27 protein-coding genes are annotated in these 26,124 nt (G+C 66.4%); 14 read left to right on the top strand and 13 right to left on the bottom strand.

The window, feature by feature from the left end:
* Positions 1-8: 8 nt before the first annotated feature.
* Together AB431_RS27470 and AB431_RS27465 are read right to left on the bottom strand one after the other, a co-directional pair.
* Positions 9-713, bottom strand: a complete 705-nt coding sequence (locus tag AB431_RS27470) for a type 1 glutamine amidotransferase (RefSeq protein WP_162489467.1) — start codon at positions 711-713, stop codon at positions 9-11.
* Positions 714-715: 2 nt separating this feature from the next.
* The gene (locus tag AB431_RS27465; protein ID WP_047332612.1) at positions 716-1,942 is read right to left on the bottom strand and encodes a Mur ligase family protein; all 1,227 of its coding nucleotides are present in this window, start codon (positions 1,940-1,942) and stop codon (positions 716-718) included.
* Positions 1,943-2,046: 104 nt separating this feature from the next.
* On the opposite strand from AB431_RS27465, the gene AB431_RS27460 reads away from it, so the two are divergent.
* The 4 genes from AB431_RS27460 (at position 2,047) to AB431_RS27445 (ending at position 6,332) form a co-directional block, all read left to right on the top strand.
* Positions 2,047-3,036: a DEDDh family exonuclease gene (locus AB431_RS27460; protein ID WP_047332611.1), complete on the top strand. Its 990-nt coding sequence runs from the start codon at positions 2,047-2,049 to the stop codon at positions 3,034-3,036.
* Between the two features lie 41 nt (positions 3,037-3,077).
* Complete coding sequence (locus tag AB431_RS27455; RefSeq protein WP_052960412.1) at positions 3,078-5,393, top strand: bifunctional diguanylate cyclase/phosphodiesterase; 2,316 nt, start codon at positions 3,078-3,080, stop codon at positions 5,391-5,393.
* A gap of 121 nt (positions 5,394-5,514) precedes the next feature.
* Entirely contained in the window at positions 5,515-5,724 is a 210-nt protein-coding gene (locus tag AB431_RS27450) for a hypothetical protein (protein ID WP_047332610.1), read from the top strand.
* A gap of 26 nt (positions 5,725-5,750) precedes the next feature.
* Positions 5,751-6,332 carry a TetR/AcrR family transcriptional regulator gene (locus AB431_RS27445; RefSeq protein ID WP_047332609.1) on the top strand — a complete coding sequence of 194 codons (582 nt, stop codon included), beginning with the start codon at positions 5,751-5,753 and terminating at the stop codon, positions 6,330-6,332.
* Here AB431_RS27445 and leuA read toward each other — a convergent pair.
* Positions 6,322-8,160, bottom strand: coding sequence for a 2-isopropylmalate synthase (gene leuA, locus AB431_RS27440; RefSeq protein WP_047332608.1), 1,839 nt, complete (start codon positions 8,158-8,160; stop codon positions 6,322-6,324). The two genes, AB431_RS27445 and leuA, sit on opposite strands and share 11 nt — an antisense overlap.
* A 277-nt stretch (positions 8,161-8,437) precedes the next feature.
* Between leuA and AB431_RS27435 the strand changes: the two genes are divergently transcribed.
* Entirely contained in the window at positions 8,438-9,235 is a 798-nt protein-coding gene (locus AB431_RS27435; RefSeq protein WP_144418383.1) for a hypothetical protein, read from the top strand.
* Here the strand turns inward: AB431_RS27435 and AB431_RS27430 are convergent.
* The 7 genes from AB431_RS27430 to AB431_RS27400 all read right to left on the bottom strand — a co-directional run bounded on the left by AB431_RS27430 (position 9,207) and on the right by AB431_RS27400 (position 16,616).
* The gene (locus AB431_RS27430) at positions 9,207-9,881 is read right to left on the bottom strand and encodes an XRE family transcriptional regulator (protein WP_047332606.1); all 675 of its coding nucleotides are present in this window, start codon (positions 9,879-9,881) and stop codon (positions 9,207-9,209) included. The two genes, AB431_RS27435 and AB431_RS27430, sit on opposite strands and share 29 nt — an antisense overlap.
* On the bottom strand, positions 9,856-11,043 hold the full coding sequence (locus tag AB431_RS27425; RefSeq protein WP_047332605.1) for an FAD-binding oxidoreductase: 1,188 nt from the start codon (positions 11,041-11,043) through the stop codon (positions 9,856-9,858). The genes AB431_RS27430 and AB431_RS27425 overlap by 26 nt, the downstream gene beginning before the upstream one ends.
* A complete protein-coding gene (locus AB431_RS27420; RefSeq protein ID WP_047332604.1) occupies positions 11,040-12,374 on the bottom strand; it encodes an FMN-binding glutamate synthase family protein in 1,335 nt (444 codons plus the stop codon). The genes AB431_RS27425 and AB431_RS27420 overlap by 4 nt, the downstream gene beginning before the upstream one ends.
* Positions 12,375-13,061 carry a protein glxC gene (locus AB431_RS27415; protein WP_047332603.1) on the bottom strand — a complete coding sequence of 229 codons (687 nt, stop codon included), beginning with the start codon at positions 13,059-13,061 and terminating at the stop codon, positions 12,375-12,377.
* Positions 13,049-13,942 (bottom strand): glutamine amidotransferase, encoded by an 894-nt coding sequence (locus AB431_RS27410; protein WP_047332602.1) that lies wholly within the window; start codon positions 13,940-13,942, stop codon positions 13,049-13,051. Before AB431_RS27410 ends, AB431_RS27415 begins: the two co-directional genes overlap by 13 nt.
* A 20-nt stretch (positions 13,943-13,962) precedes the next feature.
* On the bottom strand, positions 13,963-15,270 hold the full coding sequence (gene glnT, locus AB431_RS27405; protein WP_047332601.1) for a type III glutamate--ammonia ligase: 1,308 nt from the start codon (positions 15,268-15,270) through the stop codon (positions 13,963-13,965).
* Positions 15,271-15,362: 92 nt separating this feature from the next.
* On the bottom strand, positions 15,363-16,616 hold the full coding sequence (locus AB431_RS27400; RefSeq protein WP_047332600.1) for an ammonium transporter: 1,254 nt from the start codon (positions 16,614-16,616) through the stop codon (positions 15,363-15,365).
* A 134-nt stretch (positions 16,617-16,750) separates the two neighbouring features.
* On the opposite strand from AB431_RS27400, the gene AB431_RS27395 reads away from it, so the two are divergent.
* Positions 16,751-17,194 (top strand): hypothetical protein, encoded by a 444-nt coding sequence (locus tag AB431_RS27395; protein WP_047332599.1) that lies wholly within the window; start codon positions 16,751-16,753, stop codon positions 17,192-17,194.
* On the opposite strand, the gene AB431_RS27390 is transcribed toward AB431_RS27395, so the two are convergent.
* Positions 17,135-17,812, bottom strand: coding sequence for a nitroreductase family protein (locus tag AB431_RS27390; RefSeq protein WP_047332598.1), 678 nt, complete (start codon positions 17,810-17,812; stop codon positions 17,135-17,137). The two genes, AB431_RS27395 and AB431_RS27390, sit on opposite strands and share 60 nt — an antisense overlap.
* Before the next feature lie 94 nt (positions 17,813-17,906).
* Here AB431_RS27390 and AB431_RS27385 point away from each other — a divergent pair, with 94 nt between their 5' ends.
* The 4 genes from AB431_RS27385 to AB431_RS27370 all read left to right on the top strand — a co-directional run bounded on the left by AB431_RS27385 (position 17,907) and on the right by AB431_RS27370 (position 21,948).
* Positions 17,907-19,172, top strand: a complete 1,266-nt coding sequence (locus AB431_RS27385) for an aspartate kinase (RefSeq protein WP_047332597.1) — start codon at positions 17,907-17,909, stop codon at positions 19,170-19,172.
* A 2-nt stretch (positions 19,173-19,174) separates the two neighbouring features.
* Complete coding sequence (locus AB431_RS27380; RefSeq protein WP_047332596.1) at positions 19,175-20,209, top strand: aspartate-semialdehyde dehydrogenase; 1,035 nt, start codon at positions 19,175-19,177, stop codon at positions 20,207-20,209.
* 80 nt (positions 20,210-20,289) lie between these two features.
* Positions 20,290-21,372, top strand: coding sequence for a DUF4185 domain-containing protein (locus AB431_RS27375; RefSeq protein WP_047333853.1), 1,083 nt, complete (start codon positions 20,290-20,292; stop codon positions 21,370-21,372).
* Positions 21,373-21,447: 75 nt separating this feature from the next.
* Positions 21,448-21,948 carry a hypothetical protein gene (locus tag AB431_RS27370; protein ID WP_047332595.1) on the top strand — a complete coding sequence of 167 codons (501 nt, stop codon included), beginning with the start codon at positions 21,448-21,450 and terminating at the stop codon, positions 21,946-21,948.
* Positions 21,949-22,088: 140 nt separating this feature from the next.
* On the opposite strand, the gene AB431_RS27365 is transcribed toward AB431_RS27370, so the two are convergent.
* Positions 22,089-22,700, bottom strand: a complete 612-nt coding sequence (locus tag AB431_RS27365) for a hypothetical protein (protein WP_158423566.1) — start codon at positions 22,698-22,700, stop codon at positions 22,089-22,091.
* Between the two features lie 82 nt (positions 22,701-22,782).
* On the opposite strand from AB431_RS27365, the gene AB431_RS30895 reads away from it, so the two are divergent.
* Complete coding sequence (locus AB431_RS30895) at positions 22,783-22,968, top strand: hypothetical protein (RefSeq protein ID WP_158423565.1); 186 nt, start codon at positions 22,783-22,785, stop codon at positions 22,966-22,968.
* A 218-nt stretch (positions 22,969-23,186) separates the two neighbouring features.
* On the opposite strand, the gene AB431_RS30890 is transcribed toward AB431_RS30895, so the two are convergent.
* Entirely contained in the window at positions 23,187-23,408 is a 222-nt protein-coding gene (locus tag AB431_RS30890; RefSeq protein ID WP_158423564.1) for a hypothetical protein, read from the bottom strand.
* 154 nt (positions 23,409-23,562) lie between these two features.
* On the opposite strand from AB431_RS30890, the gene AB431_RS27355 reads away from it, so the two are divergent.
* The 3 genes from AB431_RS27355 (at position 23,563) to AB431_RS27345 (ending at position 26,120) form a co-directional block, all read left to right on the top strand.
* The gene (locus tag AB431_RS27355; RefSeq protein ID WP_047332592.1) at positions 23,563-23,988 is read left to right on the top strand and encodes a DUF308 domain-containing protein; all 426 of its coding nucleotides are present in this window, start codon (positions 23,563-23,565) and stop codon (positions 23,986-23,988) included.
* 143 nt (positions 23,989-24,131) lie between these two features.
* A complete protein-coding gene (locus tag AB431_RS27350; protein WP_047332591.1) occupies positions 24,132-25,577 on the top strand; it encodes a catalase in 1,446 nt (481 codons plus the stop codon).
* Between the two features lie 114 nt (positions 25,578-25,691).
* A complete protein-coding gene (locus AB431_RS27345) occupies positions 25,692-26,120 on the top strand; it encodes an organic hydroperoxide resistance protein (protein WP_200902674.1) in 429 nt (142 codons plus the stop codon).
* The last annotated feature ends 4 nt before the right edge of the window (positions 26,121-26,124 follow it).

Genomic DNA, 26,124 nt, shown 5'->3' with positions numbered 1-26,124 from the left:
AGGGTGAGCTACACGCGGCGGGGGGCGGCCAGCCGCTCGCGACGGAGTTGTTCGACCTCGGGCAGCTCCAGCGGCTCCAGCGGGCCGACCACCCGCGACAGCAGCAGATCGGCCAGCTCGGGATTGCGCGCCAGGCAGGGCCCGTGCAGATAGGTAGCGACCACGCTGCCCTGCACGGCACCGTCGTAACCGTCACCCTCGCGGTTTCCGGCACCCTTGACCACCGCCGCCAGCGGCCGCGCGTCGGGCCCCAAAACCGTTCCGCCGCGATGATTTTCGAACCCGGTCAGCGGCTGCAAGAGACCGTCAACCAGTGGCGTGGACACCACCTCGCCAATGGTGCGGCTCGGCTGCGGCGACGTCGTCACATCCAGCAGCCCCACGCCCTCGACTCGTTCACCGGCGGACGTCTCATACCAGTGACCGAGCACCTGGATCGCCGCGCAGATCGCCAACACGGGAGCACCGCGGGCCGCTGCCCGTTGTAAACCCTGATGCGTCAGAAGATGTTTGGTGGCCAGCCGCTGCGCGTAATCCTCCGCACCGCCCAACGTGTACAGATCCAAGGAATCCGGCACCGGGTCGGCCAGTGTGATCTCGACGATCTCGGCCGGAATTCCGCGCAGCTGCAACCGCTTCCGCAGCACGACGGCATTGCCACCGTCGCCGTAGGTGCCCATCACATCGGGCAGCACCAGCCCGATCTGCACAATGCTCATCGCATCCGCCCCAACGTTCGCGTCAACTGCAAGAACGCCGTGTAGTTCGCGACCACCTCGACATGTCCTTTGGGACACGACACGATCGCGTCAATCGTGTTGTGCACCAATGTATGAGTCACCCCGGCATAGCCGAGTCGCACCGCGAGGTCGGTTCCGCGCTCCCCGGCGGCGACGACCGGTACATCCTCGAAGTGCTCGAAGTTGACGTCCCACAACCATGACAGGTCTTCACCGTCGGGCACCTGACCGTTCACCGCGATCACCACACCGTCGGCGCTCCTGTCGACCATCGAGAGCGCCTCCTGCCACCCGGCCGGGTTCTTGGCCAGCAGAATGCGCGCCGTGTGCTCGCCCATCGGCACGGTCTGGTAGCGCCCGGCGACCTCGTCGACTCCGGACACGGCCGCCACTGCCGCAGCGGGGTCCGCACCCAATGTCACCGCGGCCGCGACCGCCTGGGTGGCATTGCCGCGGTTGACCGTTCCCGGCAGCGACAGGCGCATCGGCACCTCGAGCCCGTCCGGGCCGTAGAGCGTGATGTCGTCGTACCACCACTGCGGGCTGGGCCGTTTGAAATCGGTGCCGGTCGAGTACCAGTCCACGCCGTCGCGAACGATCACTTCACCGGAGCGCGGGCAGCTGACCGAGTCGTTGGCCCAACCCCCGCCGGCAGCCACCCACACCACCCGCGGACAGTCATAGGCCGCCGACGTCATCAGGACGTCGTCGCAATTGGCGACGACGATCGCATCTGGGTGGCGGGCGAGCCCGGCCCGCAGCGTGCGCTCGATGTGGTTGATCTCACCCACCCGGTCGAGCTGATCGCGCGACAAATTCAGCAGTACGACCACCGCCGGGTCCACGGCGTCGGCCACGTGCGGCACGTGCATCTCGTCGACTTCGAGGGCGGCCAGCGACGCCTCACGCGCGCCGGCGAGCGCGGCCACCAGGCCGGCGTCCATATTCGCGCCTTCGGCGTTGGTGGCGACGGGACCCAGGGTCGCCAGCGCAGCGGCTGTCATCCTGGTCGTGGTGGATTTGCCGTTTGTGCCGGTCACGACCACGGTTCGCCGGTCGAGCCCGAGTTGGCGCAGGATCGAGCGGTCCAATGTCATCGCGACGAGGCCGCCGATCATGGCGCCGGCGCCGCGTCCGGTCGCCCGGGAAGCCCAGCGCGCGGCCGACCCGGCGGCCAGTGCGGCGCGCCCTCGCAGTGTCATCGTCGGCCTGGGCATCGGAACGCAGTTTATGCGCGAAATGACGGGCCGGCCGACACGGATTCGATGTCCCGGGGACTGTCGGACCTGCGTGCCATCCTGACTGTGTGAGCCACACCTGGGGTCGACCAGCACGCGAGCCGGGAGACGGCTGGGTCGTGGTCGACGTCGAGACCACCGGTTTTCGGCCCGGCCACGCCCGCATCATCAGTCTGGCCGCGCTGGCGCTCGACCACGAAGGGCGCGTCGAGCACTCCGTGGTCAGCCTGCTCAATCCCGGTGTCGATCCCGGCCCCACCCACATCCATGGCCTCACCGCAGAGATGCTGGAGGATCAGCCGACGTTCGCCGACATCGCCCCCGATGTCATCGATCTGCTACACGGCCGCACGCTGGTCGCCCACAACGTCGCGTTCGACTACGCGTTCCTGTCCAGTGAGGCCGAGCTCGCCCAGACCGCGCTGCCGGTCGACACCGTCATGTGCACCGTCGAGCTGGCGCGCCGCCTCGACCTCGGCCTGGACAACCTGAGGCTGGAGACGCTGGCGCGGCACTGGGAGGTCCCGCAGACCCGTGCTCATGACGCCTTCGACGACGCCCTCGTACTGTCGCGGGTATTGAGCCCCGCGCTGCAGCGGGCCCGCGAGCGCGAGGTGTGGCTACCAGTGCGTCCGGTGACGCGGCGGCGCTGGCCCAACGGCCGAGTCACCCACGATGAGCTGCGCCCGTTGAAAATGCTGGCGTCCCGGATGCCGTGCCCCTATCTGAATCCCGGGCCCTACCGAGGCGGCGGTCCGCTCGTCCAGGGCATGCGGGTGGCCTTGTCGGCCGAGGTGAATCGCACACACGAAGAACTGGTGGAGCGGATCCTGCACGCCGGGTTGGCCTACGCCGATGCCGTCGACCCGCAGACCTCGCTGGTCATTTGTAACGAGCGTGCACCCGAACAGGGCAAGGGTTACCTGGCCCGGGAACTCGGCGTGCCGGTGGTGTCCGACCGGCAGTTCATGGACTCGGTCGACTCGGTCGCCAACGGCACCGGGATCGACCAGTTCGAACCCTCCGTCGACCAGGGCCAGCAGTTCGCCCTTTTCTAGCGCGGCGGCACCGCTAGCATCGCCAGCGGGGTGATGATGCCGTGAACGATCGCAAGACCACGTTGCAGTCGGTCGTGTTGATCACCTCCTCGGTCATCAGCTGTCTACTTCTCGCCTTGGGCTTCGCCTTCAACTGGGGCGGCGACAACACCGTCCGCATCGTCGACGCGCTGGCCTTCGCCGCCTTCGGCGCCTACGCGACGGTGTGCTCGGCCATCGCGGCCCGCGCCGCGCAGGGACGAACTCGCACCGCCTGGACCACGATGGCCATCGCCCTGGCGGCCTGGACCCTGGGAGAATTGACTCGGGCGTTCCTGACGCTGGTGTTGGAACGCAGCCTGTTTCCGTCGCCCGCGGATTTTCTCTATCTGGTTTTCGTGGTGTTGGCGCCGGTTGCGTTCCTGCAATTCCCTGCCGAACCGATGCAGGGCTCGCGCACCCGATTGCTCGTCGACACGTTGATCGTCGCCACGTCGTTGTTTCTCGTGTTGTGGGTCGTGGTGCTCGGCAACGTGTATCAGGCCACCGGAGTGGACAGCGTCATGCAAGGGCGAGCACTGCTGTACCCGTTGTTCATCCTGTTCGTGTTCGTCGGAGCGGTGGTGTTCGTCGTCCGCTCCGGTGCCGGCAACAGCGTGGTGATGTGGCTCCTCATGGGCGCAGTCACGCTCATGGCGTTCTCCGGGGTCACGTTCGCCTTCCTGCAGGGCGCCAACCGTTATCACCCGGGGCACATCACGAGTGTCGGTTGGGCGCTGGGAATGTCGTGCTTCGGTGCGGCTGCGCTGTTGAGCCGACGGTCGCGGCCACCGGTCCTGCCGGCGCCCGCGGCGCAACCGTCGATCGCTTTATGGCTTCCCTATGTGCCCCTTCTGATTGCCGGCGCCATCGCGCCGGCAATCGTCGTGACCGGTTTGTTGCGGATCCTCGTTCCCATCCTGATGACGCTCATCTGTGTCCGGCAGGTGCTCTCGGGATGGGAGAACCGTCGATTGCTCACGGCGGCAGCCGAACAGGCGTTGCGCGATCCGCTGACCGGGCTGGCCAACCGCACCCTGTTCCAGGATCGGCTGGCGCACGCGATGGCGCTGCGCGGCCGCGACAATCGCTCCGTCGCGGTGTTGTCGCTGGATCTCGACGACTTCAAGTTGATCAACGACAGCATGGGTCATCCGGCCGCCGACAGTCTCTTGATCAATGTGGGGCAACGCATCGCCGGCTGTGTGCGGGCCGGCGACACCGTGGCACGGGTTGGCGGCGACGAATTCGTGTTGCTTCTCGAGGGCGACGTCGACGACGCACACCTGGTGTGCGAGCGCGTGATGGCGGCATTCGACACCCCGTTCCTCATCGACGGACACGAAGTGCTGATGCGCCCCAGTGCAGGTATGGCGGCTACCTCGTTGGCCGACAACGACATCACGGCCGAGGAACTGGTGAAGCGCGCCGACACCGCGATGTACTTCGCGAAGCGCTCCCGCACCTCGACGGTGCAGACCTTCAGTGCCGACATGGCGCTGCGTGATCCGCATATCGGCGAGCTGGCACGCGACGGCGAATCCCGTTCGGCCGAGAGCGGGGCGGAGCAGGTGCGGCTGCTCGGCGAACTGCGGCGCGCCATCGAACGTGGCGGCCTGGAAATGGTTTATCAGCCCAAGCTGGAGTTGAGCACCGGACGTATCGCCGGTGTTGAAGCGCTGCTGCGGTGGCCCCACCCGCGACTGAATACGCTTCGGCCCGGGGCATTCATGCCGCTGATACTGCGACACGGGTTGATGCGGCCAGTGACCGACCTGGTGTTCCGAAAGGTCCTCGACGACTGCGCGCGATGGGTCTCGATGGGGTTGGAGGTCCCGGTCGCGGTGAACCTGTTCGCACCGTTGCTGCGTGATGCGCAGTTGCCGGACACGCTGCGCCAGGCGCTGCAGCAGCGGAATCTGCCACCTGGTCTGCTGACTATCGAGATCACCGAGGACTTGGTGCTCGACGAGGTCGGCAGGGTCACCGGCGTGCTGCAACAACTGCGCGACGACGGTATCCGGATTGCGATCGACGACTTCGGCAGCGGCTACTCGGCGTTGAGCTATCTACGCGACCTTCCCATCGACGAAGTGAAGTTCGATCGGCATTTCATCGCCTCGGTCGCCACCGACGCCCGGGCTGCGGCCGTGGTCAGTCCCGTCATCGAAATGACCCACAACCTCGGGATCACGGTGGTAGCCGAGGGGGTCGAGGACGCCGAAACCGCCCAGTGGCTACGGGACCATGGCTGTGACATCGGGCAGGGTTATTACTTCTCCATGCCGGTTGCAGCCGACGAGATCTCGGTCCTGGTGGCAGCCCAAGCCGTACCGTAGGAATCCTCGACGCATCCTGTGTGTCTGTCCCCAACACCCTGAGGCCCGGCCTTAGCCGAAATATGTTGACGTACTGTCGAGTTGGGCCCGATGACAGCATTTTTGGCAGGAGGCACTGGATATGAACGATAAAGCACTCACCGCAACCGTCGGTGCGGCGGCCATCGCCACACTTGCCCTCTTCGCCGTGGCCGACGGCATCGGCGGACCGCCAACCACCCACACCACGGCCGACTCCGGCCAGGAGTCGAAGTTCCCGACACCCACACCGGTGTCGCCGGCGGAGGTTTCAGGGGCCGTGACAACGACGTCAGTGCCGACCGTGCACTGACTGGGCGGCTACGCTGGCATCTGAAGATGCCTCCCAATCCCGAACGCCGGACCGCCATCCTCGACACCGCGATCGACATCATCGTCGACGTCGGGATCGGCGGACTCACCCACCGCCAGGTCGACGACCGTGCCGGCCTGCCGTCGGGAACCACGTCGAACTATTTCCGTACCCGACTCGCACTTCTCGAGGCGACCGCGGCGCATGTCGTCGACCTGCATTGGCGGCACGTCGACGTGCTGAAGTCCGCGCTGCCGTCGCCGATGGACCGCGCCGGCGTGGCGGCGTTGTTGACGCGGATGGTGGCCGATCCCGACGAGGCGGCGCGGCGACGGCACCTGGCCCGCTTCGAACTGTTCATCGAGGCGACCCGCCGGCCCGAATTGCAGTCGTTCATCTACGAATTGCAGCACGCCGCCATGAAAGCGGCCGGCTTGATCCTCGGCTGGGCGGGAATCGACGCGTCACCGCAGCAGGTCGACCAACTGACCCGGCTGCTCAACGGCCTGACGTTCAGCAATCTCACGATCGATCAGCCCGACGGGGATGGCCCCGCCGAGTTGATCGATCGAATGCTCGCCGCGGTGTTGCCGCCTCCTACGCCGTAGGGATGGCGCCGATCCGCGCGGCCCGGTTCACCGCCGAGACCACCGCCCGCAGCGACGCCGTGGTGATCGACGTCGCGATGCCGACACCCCACACGGTGCGCCCGCCGATGGACGCCTCGACGTAGGCCGCCGCAGCGGCCTCCTCACCGGCGGACATCGCGTGTTCGGAGTAGTCCAGCACGCTCACATCGAAGCCGACGGTGCCCAGGGCGTCGACGAACGCGGCCAGCGGACCGTTGCCCCGGCCGTTGATCTGTGTCTCGGTCCCGTTGATCTTGACGACGGCCTCGATGACGTCGGTGCCGCCATCGACCTCGGACCCGACCACCTTCTGGCGGATGCGTTCCAGCGGGCGCACCGGCGACAGGTATTCGTCGGCGAAGGCGTCCCACATCTCCTTCGGTGACACCTCGCCGCCCTCACCGTCGGTGATCGCCTGAATGGCTTGGGAGAACTCGATCTGCAACCGGCGCGGCAGCACCAGTCCGTGATCGGCCTTCATGATGTAGGCCACGCCGCCCTTGCCGGACTGCGAATTGACCCGGATCACCGCCTCATACGTGCGGCCGACGTCTTTGGGGTCGATCGGCAGATACGGCACCTGCCACAGGATGTCATCGACATCCGAATCCGCCTCGTCGGCAGCGACTTTCATCGCGTCCAAGCCCTTGTTGATGGCGTCCTGATGGCTGCCGGAGAACGCGGTGTACACCAGGTCGCCGCCGTAGGGGTGGCGCTCGTGCACGGGCAGCTGGTTGCAGTACTCGACGGTGCGGCGGATCTCGTCGATATTCGAGAAATCGATCTGCGGATCCACACCGCGGGAGAACAGGTTCAGCCCCAGCGTCACCAGGCAGACGTTGCCGGTGCGCTCACCATTTCCGAACAGGCAACCCTCGATGCGATCCGCACCGGCCTGATAACCCAATTCGGCTGCGGCGACGGCAGTTCCGCGGTCATTGTGCGGATGCAAGCTCAAGATTATCGAATCCCGCGGTGCCAGATGGCGATTCATCCACTCGATCGAATCGGCATAAACGTTCGGGGTGGCCATCTCCACGGTCGCCGGCAGGTTCACGATCAGCGGCACATCCGGGGTCGGCTGCACGATCTCAGCGACGGCGTTGCACACGTCGACGGCGTACTCCAGCTCGGTGCCGGTGTAGGACTCGGGAGAGTACTCGAACCGCCACTGGGTGGCGGGGTATTTGGCCGCCTCCTCGACACACAGCCGGGCGCCGTCGGTGGCGATCTTCTTGACCGCCTCGCGGTCGGCACGGAACACGACGCGGCGCTGCAGGATCGAGGTGGAGTTGTAGAAGTGCACGATCGCACGCGGCGCACCGGCACACGCTTCGAACGTGCGGGTGATCAATTCGGGGCGACACTGCGTCAGCACCTGGATGGTGACGTCATCGGGGATCGCGCCCTGGTCGATGATCTCGCGGACGAAGTCGAAGTCGGTCTGGCTGGCCGACGGGAAGCCGACCTCGATCTCCTTGTAGCCCATGTTGACCAGCAGCTCGAACATCCGGCGTTTGCGAGCCGGGCTCATCGGGTCGATCAGGGCCTGGTTGCCGTCGCGCAGGTCGACCGCACACCACAGTGGTGCGTGTTCGATGACCTTGTCCGGCCAGGTCCGGGCGAAGGGGGATTCGGGCGCTCCTCCGGGGATCTCAGCGGCAAACGGGCGGTACCGGTTGACCGGCATCGAGGAACTCCGCTGGGTGTTCCAGGCGGGCTGGCCTTCGCGTGGCGGGCCGGCGGGGGTGGTGATAGTGCGGGCAGAGACGTAGGCGTCTACAGATTCAAAAGAATGCGTGGTCACGATTGGCTCCGGGATGTCTTGGATTGGACTTCAGACCGGCGCATCGCGAATACCCGCGACGGGAAGCCAGTCTGGATCAGACCCCGTCGCGGCGTCCGAGAAGGAGCACCCGCTGCACAAGTCCGTACTGTACTCCGGTTGTCCCACCAGGCCAAAGTCTGAGTCGAATACGGGACCCGACGGTTCGCTGGCAGGGTAAATTGACGACGCCGCAAGACGTGATCGGGGGTTTTCCGTGGAACTGAGCATTCGCTCCATGCTCGCGACGGGAGTCTGCGTGAGCGCAGCCGCCAGCATCGCCTTGGCGCCACTGCCCACCCAGCCGCTGCCGTCGGCGCACGCCGCACCGGTGATCCTCGCCGGCGCCTGGCAGGACCTGCAGACGAATGTCCAGCAGGATCTGGCCAATCTGGCCGCGGCGATCGTCCACTATCCCCCTGCGCCGATCCTGACCCAGGTGGCGAAGAACTTCACCACCTATTCGCACTGGCTTGTCGGGCAGGACGGGGGTAGCCCCCTGAAGATCGTGCAGACGATGGGTGACCACGTTGCGGCGGTCGTGGGCGTGGCCGCCACGCTTGGGCTGATGGCGCCGCTGAGCCTCATCGGGGCGTTCATCGCTCCCGGCGTCATGATCGCGCACTTGATCGTCGACACCGGCAGGTACCCGTCGACCCCGCTGACGGTTCTGCAGGCGTTCATCGACGCACCGGCGGTTTATCTGAACACCACGTTCAACTGCTGCTCCAGCCCGGTCTTTCAGCTGGCATTCGGCCTGCTGAACCCCGGTCCTCTCGGCTACCTGCTCTCGCTGGGGCCGGCGATCGCGAAAGCGCTGGAGATACCGCCCGCGCCGGCGCCCGAACCGCCGGCGGCCGCTGCGAAGCAACCAGCGCCGGTTTCCGGTGTCGCCCAGAGTCGTCGCGCACAGGCAATTCTCGCAGCGCCCAAGACCGGTGCATCGCGTACGGCGAAGCGCCCGAACGCGGTGCGCAAGGTCGACGCCAACGCCCCGAAGGCGACGTCGAACGGCAAGGGCCAGTCGGCTAGACCTGGGAATCGGGAAACGCGATAACCGACAGGAACCGGATCGGCACTTCGATGAGGTCGGCGGGCCCGTGCGCGCCTTCGCCGTCTATCTGCAGCGAATCGCCCGGATGCAGCCGGTACACCGACCGGCTGTGGGCATAGTCCATGACACCTTCGAGCACGTAGATGAACTCCGTTCCGGGATGCTGGAACAGCGGATAGGTCTTGCTCTTCGCCGAGAGCGTGACCAGCAGGCACTCCAGCCGCTTGTGCTCCCCGCGCAACGAGCCGAGGAGCTCGTACTCGTGACCCGCCTTCGTTCCGTTGCGCACGATCCGCGCGCCGGTACCCGCTTTGACGAAGGCGGCGGGCCGCTCCACGTCGGCGCCGCGGAACAGCGTGGTCACCGGTACGTCGAACCCCTTGGCCAGCAACGCCAGCGTGGACAGACTCGGCGAGGTCTGCGCGTTTTCGATCTTGCTCATCATCGCCTTGGAGATGCCGACCCGGCTCGCCATGTCGGCAACCGACAGTCCCAGCTGCTGCCGTAGCTGGCGCACGTTGTGGGCGATCGCGGCCTCGAACTCCAGCTCGGAGACCGGCTCGTCCGGGTCGCGCTCGCGGGCGGTACCCGACTGGTTGCGAAGCAGATCGGTCACAAGCGCACTATCGCATCTGCCCCGCACCGACATACGGATACGGGCTCTTCAGCAGCTCCCCGTCGGTGAACCGGGACAGCCGGAAGTCAGTCTCGGGTATCCGTGGATCGCTGCTGCGGCCGTCGACAAGCAAGTCGGCGACCAGCCGGCCGACCGCGGGTGCGATCTTGAACCCGTGACCGCTGAAACCGGCGGCCACGAACAACCCGTCGCGGCCGCTGGCCGAGATGACCGGGTTCCAGTCCGGTGTGACGTCGTAGCACCCGGCGTAGCTCGAGGTGATCGCCGCACCGGTGAAGCCGGGGAAGCGGGTGCCGACCTTCTCGACGGTGAGGTCGATGAAGTCCTCGGTAGCCCGGTTGAGGTAGTCGTCGGGATCGGCGGTCAGCACATCGGACAGGTCGCTGTTGCCGAACAGGACATCGCCGCCCACCTCGGGGCGCACATATTGCAGCGACACCAGATCGGAGAACACCGGCACCGGTCCGAGCTCGACGCCGGGGGAGATCATCACGATCTGCTCGCGGACCACCCGGATCGGTACGTCGACCCCGTAGGGCGCCAGAAACGCACTCGTCCATACCCCGGTGGCGACGACGACGCTGCCCGCGCTGATCTGGGTGCCGTCCACCAGGCGTACCCCGGTGACGGTGTCACCGTCCGTCACCAGGCCGGTTACGTTGGCGCCCTGGCGGATTCGCACCCCCGCTGCTCGGGCGGACAGCGCGAACGCCTGCGCGGTCTGGTAGGCGTCGCCGTAGCCGCCGCGGGCTTCCCAGCCGAACGCGGCGAAGGGCGACAGGTCGGCGGCCGGCCACAGCCGGGCCACCTCGTCGGCGTCGATCTCTTCGGTCTGCACCCCGACGGCCCGCTGGGCGGCCATGCTGTTGCGCAACGCCTCGACGTTGGGTTCGCCGACGCCGACGACGTATCCGGTCTGCCGGAAGCCGATATCGTCGCCGAAGATCTCTTCGGCCTTCTCGAACACCTCGAGGCCGACGGTCGCCATGGCGGCCAGCGAGCTGACCCCGTAATGACAGCGCACGATGCCGCTGGACTTACCCGTCATCCCGGAGGCGACGGTATTGCGTTCGAGGACAACGACATCGGTGATGCCACGCTGGCTCAGCGCCCACGCGGCGGCACACCCCTCGATGCCGCCGCCGACGATGACGACATCAGCGGTCTCGGTCACAGTCCGGCTCCGGGAATCCACGACGTACCCGCCAGCGGCACCCGTGCCATCGCCGCGGCCTCGATGGTGACCGCAACGAGGTCCTCGGGCTCCAGGTGCAACAGGTGGGCCTTGCCGCACGCGCGCGCGATGGTCTGGGCCTCCATGGTGAGCACCCGCAGGTAGTTGGCCAGGCGGCGGCCGCCCTCGACCGGGTCGAGGCGGGCGGCGAGCTCCGGGTCCTGTGTGCTGATGCCGGCCGGGTCTCGGCCGTCTTGGAAGTCGTCGTAGAAACCGGCTGCGCTGCCGAGCTTTTCGTACTCGGCGGCGTACTTCGGGTCGTTGTCACCCAGCGCGATCAGCGCCGCGGTACCGATCGCCACCGCGTCGGCACCCAGGGCCATCGCCTTGGCGACATCAGCGCCGGTGCGGATGCCGCCCGACACGATGAGTTGCACTGTCCGATGCACGCCCAGCTCGGAGAGTGCCTGGACCGCTTGAGGAACGGCGGCCAGCGTGGGAATGCCGACATGCTCGATGAAGACGTCCTGGGTCGCAGCGGTGCCGCCCTGCATACCGTCGACCACGACAACGTCGGCCCCCGCCGCGACCGCCAGCTTCACGTCGTAGTAGGTGCGGGTGGCGCCGACCTTGACGTAGATCGGTTTCTCCCAGTCGGTGAGCTCGCGAAGCTCGTTGATCTTGATGGTCAGGTCGTCGGGCCCGGTCCAATCCGGATGCCGGCAGGCGGACCGCTGGTCGATCCCCTCGGGCAGCGTGCGCATCGCGGCCACCCGTTCGGAGATCTTCTGCCCCAGCAGCATTCCGCCGCCACCGGGCTTGGCGCCCTGACCGAGGACGACCTCGATGGCGTCTGCCTTGCGCAGATCGTCCGGGTTCATCCCGTAACGCGATGGAAGGTACTGATAGACCAGATACTTCGACTGTCCCCGCTCCTCGGGCGTCATCCCGCCGTCGCCGGTGGTGGTCGACGTGCCGACCTCGCTGGCGCCGCGACCCAGCGCCTCTTTGGCAGGCCCGGACAGCGCGCCGAAGGACATGCCGGCGATCGTGACCGGGATCTCCAGGTGCAGAGGGTGTTTGGCATGCCGATCGCCGAGCACGACGTCGGTGCCACACCGCTCGCGATAGCCCTCCAACGGGTACCGCGACATCGACGCGCCGAGGAACAGCAGGTCGTCGAAGTGGGGCAGCGCGCGCTTGGCACCCCAGCCCCGGATGTCGTAGATGCCGGTATCGGCGGCGCGTTGGATCGCCGCGATGGTGGCGCGGTCGAAGGTGGCTGACTCGCGCAGGCCGAGGCGGGCGCGGTCGTCTTCTGCGTATGTCATCTAGTAAACTTCTGCGTTGTCGACGTGGAAGTGGTAGAGCTGGCGGGCCGAGCCGTAGCGGGTGTAGGAGCTGGTGTCGTCGTCTTCGAAACCGGCGGCCTTGAGCAGCCTGCCGAGCTCTTCGTGGTGCTCGGCACTCATCTCTTTGGCGATGCAGTCCGCTCCCAGTGAGGCCACCTCACCGCGGACGTAGAGGCGCGCCTCGTAGATCGAATCACCCAGTGCCTCACCGGCATCGCCGCGGATCACCAGCCGCCCCGCCTGAGCCATAAACGCACTCATGTGTCCGACGCTGCCACCGACGACGATATCGGCACCCTTCATTGAGATCCCGCACCGCGCTGCGGCATTGCCCTCGATCACGAGCAGGCCGCCGTGCGCGGTGGCGCCCGCCGACTGGGAGGCGTTGCCCTTGACCCAGACGGTGCCACTCATCATGTTCTCGGCCACCCCGGTTCCGGCGTTGCCGTCGACGATGACCTCGGCCTGCTTGTTCATTCCCGCTGCGTAATAGCCCACGTGGCCGTCGATTTCGACTCTCAGCGGCGCGTCGAGGCCGACCGCGACGTTATGCGCGCCAGCGGGATTGACGATCTGGAATTCACCCGAGACGTCGGGAGCGTGCAGGGCCGCGTTGACCTCGCGCAGCGGGGTCATCGCGAGGTCGAATGTGGTCACCTCGTCCATGCGTAGACCACCTCGGGCTCAGGCTCCCAGATGACCGCTTTCCCGACGCCGGGAAGCGCTGCCAGCGCGCGGTATTCGCTGCCCATCGCCACCCAGTCGTCGGTCTCGGCGATCACGGCAGGCTTGCACGCGATCGCGTCCCGGACGACGGCGAACGAGTCGCGGTTGGACACCAGCAGCGTGTAAAAGCCGTCGAAGGTGGCACACAGCTCCTTCAAGGCCGTCTCCACGTCGCGGCCGTGGGCCAGTTGGTCGGCCACGAAGCGGGCGCCCACCTCGGTGTCGTTCTCGCTGTCGAACGCGATGCCGTGGGCGATCAGGTCGCGGCGGATGGTGGCGTGGTTGGCGAAGGAACCGTTGTGCACCAGGCACTGATCCGGCCCTACCGCGTACGGATGTGCGCCGGCGGGTATCACCGCCGACTCGGTCGCCATCCTGGTGTGGCCCACCCCCTGCCAGCCCTGTGCACCGGTGAGCCCCCACGCCTCGGTCAGCGCCTTCGGGTGCCCGACCCCCTTGAGTACCGCCACATTCGCACCGAACCCCGCGACCAGCGCGTGCGGGTAGTGCGCCGTGATCGCGGCATGCAGTGTTTCGGGTGCGACATCGGCCGACACCAACAGCGTCTCGTCGATGCGGTGCACCGACACCTCGCCGAGTACGGTGTGCAGCGCCTCAGCGATCTGATCCGGACTTTCGTCGACGTCGAGCACCGACACGGTGCCCCGCCCCGGCGGCGACCAGCGTGGATCACCGTAGACGGCCACTCCGGCCGAATCGCTTCCGCGGTCGGACATTTCGCACAGCATGCCGGTCAGCAGTTCACCGAGCCGGGGGTAGAGCTGGGGGTTGCGCAGGTGCAGACCCACGATTCCGCACATGGTTGTTCCTTCCTCGCAGGTCAGAATGCGGTCAGGTACTGGTCGACTTCCCACGGGCTGACCGTGCCGTGGTAGGCGAAGAATTCATCGCGTTTGATGCCGGCGAAGTACGTGGCAACCCCCTCGCCGACGGAATCGAGCACACCACTGACCACCGGGTCGCCCTCGAACTCCTCGACGGCGTGCAGCAGGGTCGGCGGCAGGGCGGTGCGGCCGTCGGTGTTGCCGATCGCGCCGGGGTCGGCGCTGCGCTTGATGCCGTCGATGCCGGCGCCCAACGCCGCCGCGATGGCCAGATAGGGATTGGCCGACCCGTCGCCGCCACGCAGCTCGACGCGCTGGGAGTCCGGCACCCGGATGTAGTGCGTGCGGTCGTTGCCGCCATAGGTTGGCAGGCGTGGAGCCCAGGAGGCGCCGGAGGCCGTTGTCAACGCGCCGGTTCGCTTGTAGGAGTTCACCGTTGGACCGACGACGGCCTGCAGGGCGCAGGCGTGGTCGAGGATGCCGCCGATGAAGGCATACGCCGTCGGCGACAGGCCCAGCCCGCGATCGTCGGACTCTTCGGGGAACACCGGTGTGCCGCCGCTGGTCAGCGACAGGTGCAGGTGCAGGCCGCTGCCGGTCCGATCGGAGAACGGCTTGGGCATGAACGTGGCGATCATGCCGCGCTCGGCCGCGATCATCGACAGCAGGTAGCGCAGGGTTACCACCCGGTCGGCGGTGGTCAGCGCCTCGGCGAATTGGAAGTTCTGCTCGAATTGGCCGTTGCCGTCTTCGTGGTCGTTGGCGTAGTTGGACCACCCGAGGGTGTTCATCGCGGTCGAGATCGCGGTGAGGTGGTCGTACATCCGGGTCACGCCGCGCGCGTCGTAGCACGGTTGCGCCGCGGTGTCCGCGGTGTCGGCGGTGGCCAGATTTCCGTCGGCGCCGCGGGTCAGCAGGAAGTACTCGACCTCCGCACCGACCCAGGGTTCGAAGCCGGCGTCGGCGGCACGCTGAATCAAGGACTTCAGGATCACCCGCGGTGCATACGGCCACGGCCGGCCCTCGACGTGGGGATCGCAGTGCACGATCGCCAAGCCCTCTTTGATGAAGGGGATCGGGGTGAACGACCCGGGGTCGGGGATGGCCATCAGGTCAGGGTCTTTGGGTTCCTGGCCCATGGCGCCGACGGCGTATCCGGCGAAGCCGACGCCTTCGGTGGCCAGCAGATCGACCGCCTCGACGGGAACCAGTTTGGCGCAGGGCTTTCCGCGGAGGTCGACGAACAGCGCGAGGATGAACTTGGTTGCTGAGGCCTCGGCCAGCTCAGCGAGGGTGGCAGACATGTTCTCCAACAAGCTCTTTCATGGGATAGACGGCGATGGCGAGGGGTCGAGCCGGGCGGGGGAAGGAGTTACCCCGCCCGGCTCGAGCCTCGTCAGGCGTATTCGAGCTCGTACGCCGGGTCGCGGTGGACGTGGGTGTCGATACCCTTCTCCTCTTCCTCGGAGGAGATGCGAATGCCCATCGTCTTCTTGATGGCCCATGCGATGACGAACGCGATCACGAAGGAGTAGACCATCACCGCGCCAGCGGCGACCGCCTGTCGCCACAGCTGGTCGAAACCGCCGCCGTAGAAGAAGCCGTTGACCTTGTTCGGCATGGAGTCGCTGGCCAGGAAGCCGATCAGCAGGGTGCCGATGACACCACCGACGAGGTGCACGCCGACGACGTCGAGCGAATCGTCGTAGCCGAACTTCTCCTTGAGTCCCACGGCGAAGGGGCAGATGGCGCCTGCGACGAGGCCCAGGATGATCGCGCCGACCGGCGTCACCGAACCACAGGCCGGGGTGATCGCGACCAGGCCGGTGATGGCACCCGCCGCCGCACCGACGCCGGTGACGTGGCCGTCCTTGAACTTCTCGACCGCCAGCCAGGCGAGCGTGGCAGCGCAGGTCGCGACAAACGTGGTGACCATGACGATGGCCGCCGAATTGCCCGCGGCCAGTGCCGAACCGCCGTTGAACGCATACCAGCCGGCCCACAGCAGTCCGGCGCCGAGCAGTGTCAGCGGGACGTTGTGCGGCTTGCGCAGCTTGCCCCAACTGGCGCCCTTGCCGAGCACGATGGCCACCGCCAGTGCGGCTGCACCGGCGTTGATGTGCACTGCGGTACCACCGGCGAAGTCAATAGCCTTGAGGTTGTTGGCGATCCAGCCGCCGACCGCGTCCGGGGTGACGACACCGTTGAACGCGAACACCCAGTGTGCGACGGGGAAGTAGCACAGAACCGCCCACAGGGTCGCGAACACCATCCAGGCCGCGAACTTCATCCGGTCCGCCGCCGCACCGGAGATCAGCGCTACGGTGATCGCAGCGAACAGAGCCTGGAACAACGCGAACAGACTGACCGGCAGACCGGAGATCGTGGTCTGGGATTCCAGCAGGTTCTTCATCCCGGCGAATTCGGTCAGACTGCCGACGAACCCTCCGTACGACGTACCGAACGTCATGGAGAACCCGAACAAAATCCAGAGCACGCCGACGATGGCGACAGCGCCGAACGTCATCATCATCATGTTGGTGGAGCTCTTCACCGAGACCATGCCGCCGTAGAACAGCGCCAGGCCCGGGATCATCATCGTCAGTCCGATGATGCAACACAGCATGAATGCTGTGGTCCCTGTATCCATCTAATCTCCTGCGGGGTGGGCGGCCCGTAGACGGTGGGGCCGTTCACCGGCAGTGAACGGTGTTTCTGTTACGTAGACACCGTCATGGTGTTGCCGCCGCGTTAAACGTTGAGGCCCGGCTACGCTGGGCGACCATGCACCGACGTCCGCGCTGGGTCCTCACCATCACCGTGGTGGTCATCGCCGTCGGCTTCGCCATTTACTCGAAGTGGTTCGACGGACCGCCGGAGAAGTGCAAGCCGGTAATCGACTTCCTGGACTTCAGCCGGTCGCAGGCGGCGAAAATCGACTCCAAGGGCAATGAGGGCGTGCCGACCGTCGCCGAGGACAGTGCTTACAAGGACTGGGCCGACGGCCTGGCCGAGCGGGCTCAGAAGGTGACCGATCCGGGGCTGGCCGCGCAGGCCACCGAGGTGGCTCAGCTCGCCAATCAGTTCGTCAGCGGGCTGCCGGCACTGCGTTCGCAGACCCAGAACCGCGCCCCCGGAGCACCGGCGCCGCCGCAGGTCTACGAAATGTCACTGCTCAACGACCGGATCGTCGCCAAGCTCGGCGAGCTGCGGAAAACCTGCTCCTGACGACGGCCACGCTCCTGACCAGTTGAGGACAATCTCCTCGAGCGGCGACCGCTCGCGGGGCCGGCCGTCACGCTCGGCGATCTCCGGTGTCACCTGCGCATAATCGCCGAGCGCACCGGCGGCCACCACCGCCAGCGGGCGCAGCCCATCCGGCAGATCGAAGGCGGTGCGGGCGCCGTCCACGTCGAAGCCGGCCATCGGATGCGCGATCAGCCCCCGGGCGACCGCTTCGACGGACATGTTCGCGATCGCCGCACCCGCGTCGACCGCGGAGTAGAGCGCGGTGCGATCGTCTTCGCCCTGGTCAGCGCACACCAGGATCAGTGCGCTCGCGGCGTGGGCGTAGCTGTTGCCGCGGCGTAGCAGGCCCGCGATCGTGGCGAACGCCTCGGTGCCACGCAGACCCACCACGTACCGGACCGGCTGACGGTGGCCCCACGTCGCGGCCCACCTAGCCGCCTCGAGCAGGGCGATCAGCTGTTCGTACGTCACCACCGCGTCGCGGTCGAAGGCGCGCGGACTCCACCTGGCAGCGATGGGCGGGTGGATCGGCACCCGGGTCCGGGCATGACGGTCGCGAGCTTGGTCTGAGGGTTGGACGACGCGTTGGTCGGACACTGCCGCGACGTTACCGCCGATCGGGGAGGAAAAAGCAGGTGCTCTGACCCTTTATCCTTAGAGCCGATATCCCACTCTTTCGGAAGGGCAGACAGTGGCGCTCGTCGTGCAGAAGTACGGCGGATCCTCGGTGGCCGACGCCGACCGGATCCGGCGCGTCGCCGAGCGCATCGTCGAAACCAAGAAGGCCGGCAACGACGTCGTCGTGGTTGTCTCGGCGATGGGTGACACCACCGACGAACTGTTGGACCTGGCCAAGCAGGTCTGCCCGGCACCGCCCGCGCGCGAGCTGGACATGCTGCTGACCGCCGGTGAGCGCATCTCCAATGCGCTGGTCGCGATGGCCATCGAGTCGCTGGGCGCCCAGGCCCGGTCGTTCACCGGCTCGCAGGCCGGCGTCGTCACCACCGGCGCCCACGGCAACGCCAAGATCATCGACGTCACCCCCACCCGGCTGCGCTCCGCGCTCGACGAAGGCCAGATTGTGCTGGTGGCGGGATTCCAGGGTGTCAGCCAGGACACCAAGGACGTCACCACCCTGGGGCGCGGCGGCTCGGATACCACCGCCGTCGCACTGGCCGCCGCCCTGAACGCCGACGTCTGTGAGATCTACACCGACGTCGACGGCATCTTCACCGCGGACCCGCGCATCGTGTCCAACGCGCGCCGCCTGGACACCGTCAGCTTCGAGGAGATGCTCGAGATGGCGGCTTGCGGCGCCAAGGTGCTCATGCTGCGCTGCGTGGAATACGCGCGCCGCTACAACGTTCCGATTCACGTCCGGTCTTCGTACACCGACAAGCCCGGCACGATCGTCACAGGATCTATCGAGGACATCCCTATGGAAGACGCCATCCTGACCGGAGTTGCCCACGACCGCAGCGAGGCCAAGGTCACCGTTGTCGGATTGCCCGACGTACCCGGTTACGCCGCCAAGGTGTTCCGTGCGGTCGCCGACAACGACATCAACATCGACATGGTGCTGCAGAACATCTCCAAGGTCGAGGACGGCAAGACCGACATCACGTTCACCTGCCCGCGCGACATCGGCCCGACCGCGGTCGAGAAGCTGACTGCCCTGCAGGGCGAGATCGGCTTCACCAAGGTGCTCTACGACGACCACATCGGGAAGGTTTCGCTGGTGGGCGCAGGCATGCGCAGCCATCCCGGCGTGACCGCCACGTTCTGTGAGGCGCTGGCCCGCGTCGGGGTGAACATCGAGCTGATCTCGACCTCCGAGATCCGAATCTCGGTGCTGGTCAAGGACACTGAGCTGGACAAGGCGGTGGCCACCCTGCACGAGGCGTTCGGCCTCGGCGGCGACGAAGAGGCCGTCGTGTACGCGGGAACGGGGCGGTAGTCGTGGTTGCGATCGGCGTAGTAGGAGCGACCGGCCAGGTCGGTCAGGTGATGCGGACGCTGCTGGAGGAGCGGGACTTCCCGGTTACCAGTGTGCGGTTCTTCGCCTCGTCCCGTTCGGCGGGCAAGAAGTTGCCGTTCCGAGGTCAGGAGATCGAGGTCGAGGACGCGGAGACCGCTGATCCCTCGGGCCTGGACATTGCGTTGTTCTCCGCAGGCGCGACGATGTCGCGAGTGCAGGCGCCGCGGTTCGCCGCCGCCGGTGTGGTCGTGATCGACAACTCCTCCGCGTGGCGCAAAGACCCGCAAGTGCCCTTGGTGGTGTCCGAGGTGAACTTCGCCCGCGACGCCGGCAACAGGCCCAAAGGCATTATCGCCAACCCGAATTGCACCACCATGGCTGCGATGCCGGTGCTCAAGGTGCTGCACGAAGAAGCGCAGCTGGTGCGAATGATCGCCTCGACCTATCAGGCGGTTTCCGGCAGCGGTCTGGCCGGTGTGGACGAGCTGGCCACCCAGGCACGCGCGGTGATCGACGACGTCGAGGAGCTGGTGCACGACGGGTCGGCGCTGGACTACCCCGCTCCCGTGAAATACGTTGCGCCGATTGCGTTCAACGTGGTGCCGCTGGCCGGCTCGCTGGTCGACGACGGCTCCGGTGAGACCGACGAAGATCAGAAGCTTCGCAATGAGAGCCGCAAGATCCTCGGTATCCCCGAACTGGCCGTATCGGGAACGTGTGTGCGGGTGCCGGTGTTCACCGGGCACTCACTGTCGATCAACGCCGAATTCGCACAGCCCATTTCGCCCGAGCGGGCCACCGAACTGCTTGCCGGTGCGCCCGGTGTGAAGCTCGTCGACGTGCCCACGCCGCTGGCTGCCGCCGGGGTGGACGAGACGCTGGTCGGCCGGATCCGCCGCGATCCCGGCGTGCCGGACGGCCGCGGGCTGGCACTGTTTCTCTCGGGCGACAACCTGCGAAAAGGTGCTGCCCTCAACACCATTCAGATCGCCGAGCTGCTGGCCGCCGAGCTCTGAGGCTGATTCCCTTGCGCCGAAACGTGAGTTTGGGCGTGAAACTGCGAGTGGTTTGCGCCATTTCGTCGATCTCGGCGTTGATGTTCGCCTCGAACGCAGGCGCCGACCCGCCAAGTCCGGCACCCGATCCGATCCTGGCGCCACTGGCACCGGGTCAGGTGGTGCGGATCGGGCCGATCGCGGGTACCGGGACACCGACTCGCGATTACGGTATCGGGGCGACCGATCTATGCGAGTTCATGGAATTCCCAACCGAACTGCTGCAGATCTGTGGTGACAGCTTTGCCGGGCAGGGCGTCGGCTTCGGCGGGTGGTTCTCGCCGATCGCACTGCGCGTCGCCGGTGACTCGGTCGACGATCCCGAGGGGATTCGGTACACCGGGGTCGTCGGTATGGACAAGCCGCTGCTCGCCGATTCCACGCCGGCGGGCTCGTCGCAGCTGCCGGCCGGGATAGTGCAGATCAACCGGCAGAACTATCTGCTGGTGACCACCACCAAGGATTTGGTGCCGCAGAGCTCGCGGCTGGTGAAAGCAGTTGCCGGACAGGGCAGTTGGCAAACCGTTGCCGGATCGCAGCGACCCGCCGCCTATGCCGGTGGACGCCAGACCCAGATCAGCGGCTACTACGACCCGATCCCGACCCCGGATTCACAAAACGGCTGGGTGTACATCGTGGCCAACAATTTCGACCGGTCGGGTCCGGTGGTGCTCTACCGGACCGCCCCGCAGACCTTCACCGACCGCTCACGTTGGCAGGGTTGGGCGGCCGGTCCCGGTGGCGGGTGGAACAAGACGCCGACACCGCTGTGGCCGGACAAGGTCGGGGAAATGAGCATGCGGGAAGTCGACGGCAAGCCAGTGCTGTCGTATTTCAATGCCAGCACCGGGAACATGGAGATGCGGGTCGCCTACGTCCCGACCGGCCTGGGCGCCGCGCCGGTGACGACGGTGGTGCAGGCCGGCGACTGGCCCGACCCTCCTCAGAGCCTGCCGCCGCCCGACGACAATCGGCTCGCACAGCCCTACGGCGGCTACATCTCGCCGGGCTCGACGCTCGACGAAGTTCGGGTGTTCATCAGCCAGTGGAACACCGCGCCGCGCGACCGCGCGCCCTATCGCGTACTGCAGTTCGCGGTGAACCCGGTCAAGCCCTGGTCTTGAGAATCCATTGAGGTCCGCGATCGATCCTTTTCCCAACGAGCCAACAAGGGCTCGAGGGAAAAGGAGAAATAGCACGTGAGCACCATTGGCACCATCAAGAAAATCGCCGCCTCGACCGTCATCGCCGGGTCGCTCGGCTTAGGCGGCCTCGCACTGGCCACCGGCATCGCAGCGGCGGCACCGGCAGACCACGCGGGTTCAGGCCCGGGTGCCACAACGACGTCCAAGCACGAGGCTCACCCGGCTCCGAAGCCGGCCAACGGTGGCGACGACGCCGAGATCCACGCCCACCTCATCCCCGGATTCACGCCGAAGCCGGTGACCGGCACTGAGGATCCGGCAATCCCCGCTCATCTGATTCCGGGATTCACCCCGAAGCCGGTGACCGGCACCGAGGATCCGGCCATTCCCGCGCACCTCATTCCCGGATTCACGCCGAAGCCGGTCCCCGGCGCCACGCCCCAGCCGGTCCCCACCAGCGCTCAGCGGTTGGGCGATGCATCCGACGAGGTGAAGGCCTACGAAGACGAGATGCGCCGGTGCGGCCTCGGCTGCTTCGAGATCATCGACGAGTGACCCTCGGGAATGACTAGCTAACAGAAACGTTGTTCGGCCCGCCTCCAAGACAATCTGGGGGCGGGCCGACTTCGGTGCCGACGGGGTCTAGGGCTGGCAATTCACCCCACGCGGCACGAGACCGGCGGCGGACGCCTTGGTTAGTGATTCGCTCGGCGTTGGGTCGCAGTGTGCGGCTTGCGATGGCCTGTCGCAGTTGGCCGTGGAGATCTAGCCGCACCTGTCGACTCTGCGGTTTCTGATTGTCCCGTCGCGGCGGCACCGCCAACGCTGACCCCGTTGATGTTGACGCCGGGCCCAACTTTGGTGATGACCGCACCCGTCTGCAGAATCGATCCGGCGATCGCCGCTGGACCGGGACCCGCGTGGACGGCGTTTCCACTACCAAAGCCGCTGAATCCGTAGTTCAAGGCGCTACCCGGCCCCGTCCCCGAATAAATCCTGTTGTTGGTACCTCCGATAGTCACAGCGCCGTTCAGGATGCCCACCGCATTGACTTGGTGACCAGATGGCGCAGTCGCGCTACCGAATAGGTTTATGGCGACGTTGCCTACGCCGATGGCGAAAGCCGTACTGGTTCCAACTGGGGCGGTTCCGGGCGAGAGATTGATGGCGATATTGAAGCCGAGATCGTTGGCCGAAGCCGACCCGCTCGTTTCGGCGCTCGCATTCGGACCGAGCGCGGTGGCGATTCCAAACAACCCATAAGCAAAGGCGCCTGCTTGGTCGCCCATCGCCGTCGCGAAGGTCAAGGCCGCCGTGGTGCTTGCGAAGGCGGCGTTGCCCGCCGCGAAGGCCGTTCCGAAGAACCCTTCGGCGTGAGCCTCAGCGTTGGTGCCGATCGCGATCGCGATACTGGTCGGATTGCTCGTGCACTGGGCGGTGTTGCCGACCCCGAAGAACGAAGCGCACGTGGCGTTGGCGGCGGGAGCCGATCCCAGCCCCGCCGAGGCCAGCGCACCGGCGGTCAATGTGGCCGCTGCGATGCCGCTGCGGAGCCCGCTGATGCTCGCGATCTGACGGCCCATGATCGTTCCCCCAAACGTTGTATTTCGCGTACCGACGAACCGAAAATTATCGGAGGCCAACACGGGACCGTTAAGTAGCGGGCTACTGCATTGCCGCAGAACGAAACTATGGGAGCGTCGGGAAGATCGCCGCCGCGGCGCCCGCACACCGGCCCGAACACGAAAGGTTCGAGCGGGGTCTTGAGGGATTCGTTGGGGTTGAGCTTGCGATCAAGCCGCCGCAGTAGGCGAGTAAACGAGCTTCGCTCGGACACACACAACGTGGATTTGAGCAACTCCCACCAGTAACACCGGCCACAGGATGCCCGCCGTGATGATCAGTGGCACGCGTACCCGGTTGCGCACAGCCTCACCAGCGTGAAATGCGTCGGAGAAGACCCCTGCAAGAAAGACGAATAGCGGCATGCCAGCGAGATAGAGGTACAGCAACACGGCGAACACTCCTTCACGGCAACCTGTGCAACATGGTCGCAAAGTTCGCTGTTGCTGTCCAGTGCGGTCACCGGCGGCGGCAACCGCCCCATTCATAGCCAACTCAAAGGTGCTACCTAACCCGCACTGGGTAGCGGACTCGCATGATCGATGCATGACCGAAACACCCGAGCGGGCCGACGAGCCCGCGACCAGCCCTGTTGCCACCGTCGATCCGCCCCCGCCCTACTACGGCCCGGCACCGGTTGCCGAGCGCCCCAACAGGCTCTACCAAGCCGCTGCGTGGGTTGCCATCGTGGCGGGCATCGTTTTCATCGTCGGCGCGGTCTTCTTCACGGGATTCGCCCTCGGACGCCACAGCGGCGACGGCGGCTGGCGTCACCACGGCGGTGATGGTGACTCGCAGCAGTTCCATCACCGAGGCGGACCCGGCGGCGGGCCGTGGGGCCCGATGGGTCCGATGATGGGCCCCGGCGCACCCGGTGGTTCGGGCGGACAGAACCAGGGTCCGGGAGCCGGGCCCGGCGGACCCGGCGGCACGGGACCGGGTGGCACCGCCTCCCCGACCCCTCGTCCCTGACCGTCCCGCAGACGTGCCCAGCGTCCCTACCCCCCAAGGGACGCTGGGCACCCTGCCGTCCGGGATCCGAACCCGTCTGGGACAGAACCCTCCGTCGTGGGTATCCGCTTCCCGAAAACCGCTGACAGTAGATAGGGGAGACGATGACCGAAAAATTCGCCACGACTGACGCCGGTGCCCCGGCCCCGAGCCTCGAACATTCGCTGACCGTGGGCCCGGACGGTCCGATTCTCCTGCAGGACCACTATCTGATCGAGCAGATGGCGACGTTCAACCGCGAGCGCATACCGGAACGCCAGCCTCACGCCAAAGGCGGCGGTGCCTTCGGGACCTTCGAGGTGACACAGGACGTCAGCCAGTTCACCCGGGCGGCGTTTCTCCAGCCCGGCGCCAACACCGAGATGGTCGCGCGGTTCTCTACCGTCGCCGGCGAGCGCGGCAGCCCAGACACCTGGCGTGACCCCCGTGGGTTCGCGTTGAAGTTCTACACCTCTGAGGGCAACTTCGACCTCGTCGGCAATAACACCCCAGTGTTCTTCATGCGCGACCCGATGAAGTTCCAGAACTTCATCCGGTCGCAGAAGCGCCTCCAGTCGTCCAACCTGCGCGACCACCACATGCAGTGGGACTTCTGGACGCTGTCACCGGAATCCGCCCACCAGGTCACCTGGCTGATGGGCGATCGCGGCATCCCGAAGACCTGGCGCAACATGAACGGCTACTCCAGCCACACGTACAGCTGGATCAACGCCGGCGGCGAATTGTTCTGGGTGAAGTACCACTTCAAGACCGATCAGGGCGTCGAGTTCCTCACCCAGGAGGAAGGCGACGAGCTGGCCGGCACCGACGGTGACTACCACCAGCGCGATCTCTTCGATTCCATTGAGGCCGGCAACTTCCCGAGCTGGACGCTGCACGTGCAGATCATGCCGTTCGAGGAGGCCAAGACCTACCGATTCAATCCGTTCGACCTCACCAAGGTGTGGCCGCACGGCGACTACCCCCTGCACGAGGTCGGCCGAATGACGTTGAACCGCAACGTCATCGATTATCACGCCCAAATGGAACAGGCTGCCTTCGAGCCGAACAACATCGTTCCCGGCACCGGGCTGAGCCCGGACAAAATGCTGTTGGCCCGTGGCTTCTCGTATAGCGACGCCCACCGGCACCGGCTCGGCGTGAACTACAAGCAGATCCCGGTCAATACACCGAAGGTTGACGTGCGCAGCTACTCCAAAGACGGTGCGATGCGGATCCACAACGTCACCGACCCGGTTTATGCACCCAACTCGATGGGCGGTCCGCAAGCCGATCCCGCACGTGCGGCTGAGGTGCACTGGGCGTCGGACGGTGACATGGTCCGTACGGCCTACACGCTTCGACCCGATGACGACGACTGGGGACAGGCCGGCACGATGGTCCGCGAAGTACTCGACGACGACGCCCGAGAACGATTGGCGCACAACGTCATCGGCCACGTGTCCAAGGGTGTCAAGGAGCCGGTGCTGTCCCGGGTGTTCGAGTACTGGCGCAATATCGACCCCGACCTCGGGAAGAAGATCGAAGAAGGTGTGCGCAGCGGCCAGTGAAACCGAGATCGACATGAGGGTTGCGATTGCTGAATTTTCACGACCCTCATGTCGATCTCGCGCGAATAGTTCGGGCAGCTTGCCGTGCGCGCGGCGGCTGGCATGATCGAAGTCATGAGTATCGAGGTCATCTACACCGCGGAGTCGACGGCCAGCGGTGGCGGCCGCGACGGCCATGTGAAGTCGTCGGACAACCGGATTGATCTGGACACCAGGCCGCCCAAGGAGGCGGGCGGCAGCGGCGAGGGCACGAATCCCGAGCAGCTGTTCTCGGCGGGCTATGCCGCCTGCTTCCTCGGGGCATTGCAGCTGGTGGCCCGTTCGGAGAAGGTGTCGCTCGACGGCGCATCGGGAATCACCGCGCGGGTCGGCTTCGGCAAGGATGCCGACGGCGGGTACGGCATCAACGCCCACCTCATCGGCTATCTGCCCGGGCTCGAGCAGAGGCAGGCCGACGAGCTGATGGACAAGGCCCACCAGGTGTGCCCGTACTCCAAGGCGACCCGGGGCAACATCGACGTCACGCTGACCGCCAAGGTCTGACGTG

This window comes from Mycobacterium sp. EPa45, assembly GCF_001021385.1.
Taxonomy (GTDB): domain Bacteria; phylum Actinomycetota; class Actinomycetes; order Mycobacteriales; family Mycobacteriaceae; genus Mycobacterium.
This window is presented reverse-complemented; position numbering and strand designations above follow the sequence as displayed.

Bases quoted from the DNA above. Each gene is read 5' to 3' on its own strand.
- AB431_RS27465 (WP_047332612.1), bottom strand. From the start codon at position 1,942: ATGACACTGCGAGGGCGCGCCGCACTGGCCGCCGGGTCGGCCGCGCGC.
- AB431_RS27450 (WP_047332610.1), top strand. From the start codon at position 5,515: ATGAACGATAAAGCACTCACCGCAACCGTCGGTGCGGCGGCCATCGCC.
- AB431_RS27445 (WP_047332609.1), top strand. From the start codon at position 5,751: ATGCCTCCCAATCCCGAACGCCGGACCGCCATCCTCGACACCGCGATC.
- AB431_RS27430 (WP_047332606.1), bottom strand. From the start codon at position 9,881: ATGTCGGTGCGGGGCAGATGCGATAGTGCGCTTGTGACCGATCTGCTT.
- AB431_RS27420 (WP_047332604.1), bottom strand. From the start codon at position 12,374: ATGACATACGCAGAAGACGACCGCGCCCGCCTCGGCCTGCGCGAGTCA.
- AB431_RS27415 (WP_047332603.1), bottom strand. From the start codon at position 13,061: ATGGACGAGGTGACCACATTCGACCTCGCGATGACCCCGCTGCGCGAG.
- AB431_RS27410 (WP_047332602.1), bottom strand. From the start codon at position 13,942: ATGTGCGGAATCGTGGGTCTGCACCTGCGCAACCCCCAGCTCTACCCC.
- glnT (WP_047332601.1), bottom strand. From the start codon at position 15,270: ATGTCTGCCACCCTCGCTGAGCTGGCCGAGGCCTCAGCAACCAAGTTC.
- AB431_RS27400 (WP_047332600.1), bottom strand. From the start codon at position 16,616: ATGGATACAGGGACCACAGCATTCATGCTGTGTTGCATCATCGGACTG.
- AB431_RS27395 (WP_047332599.1), top strand. From the start codon at position 16,751: ATGCACCGACGTCCGCGCTGGGTCCTCACCATCACCGTGGTGGTCATC.
- AB431_RS27375 (WP_047333853.1), top strand. From the start codon at position 20,290: ATGTTCGCCTCGAACGCAGGCGCCGACCCGCCAAGTCCGGCACCCGAT.
- AB431_RS27355 (WP_047332592.1), top strand. From the start codon at position 23,563: ATGACCGAAACACCCGAGCGGGCCGACGAGCCCGCGACCAGCCCTGTT.
- AB431_RS27350 (WP_047332591.1), top strand. From the start codon at position 24,132: ATGACCGAAAAATTCGCCACGACTGACGCCGGTGCCCCGGCCCCGAGC.
- AB431_RS27345 (WP_200902674.1), top strand. From the start codon at position 25,692: ATGAGTATCGAGGTCATCTACACCGCGGAGTCGACGGCCAGCGGTGGC.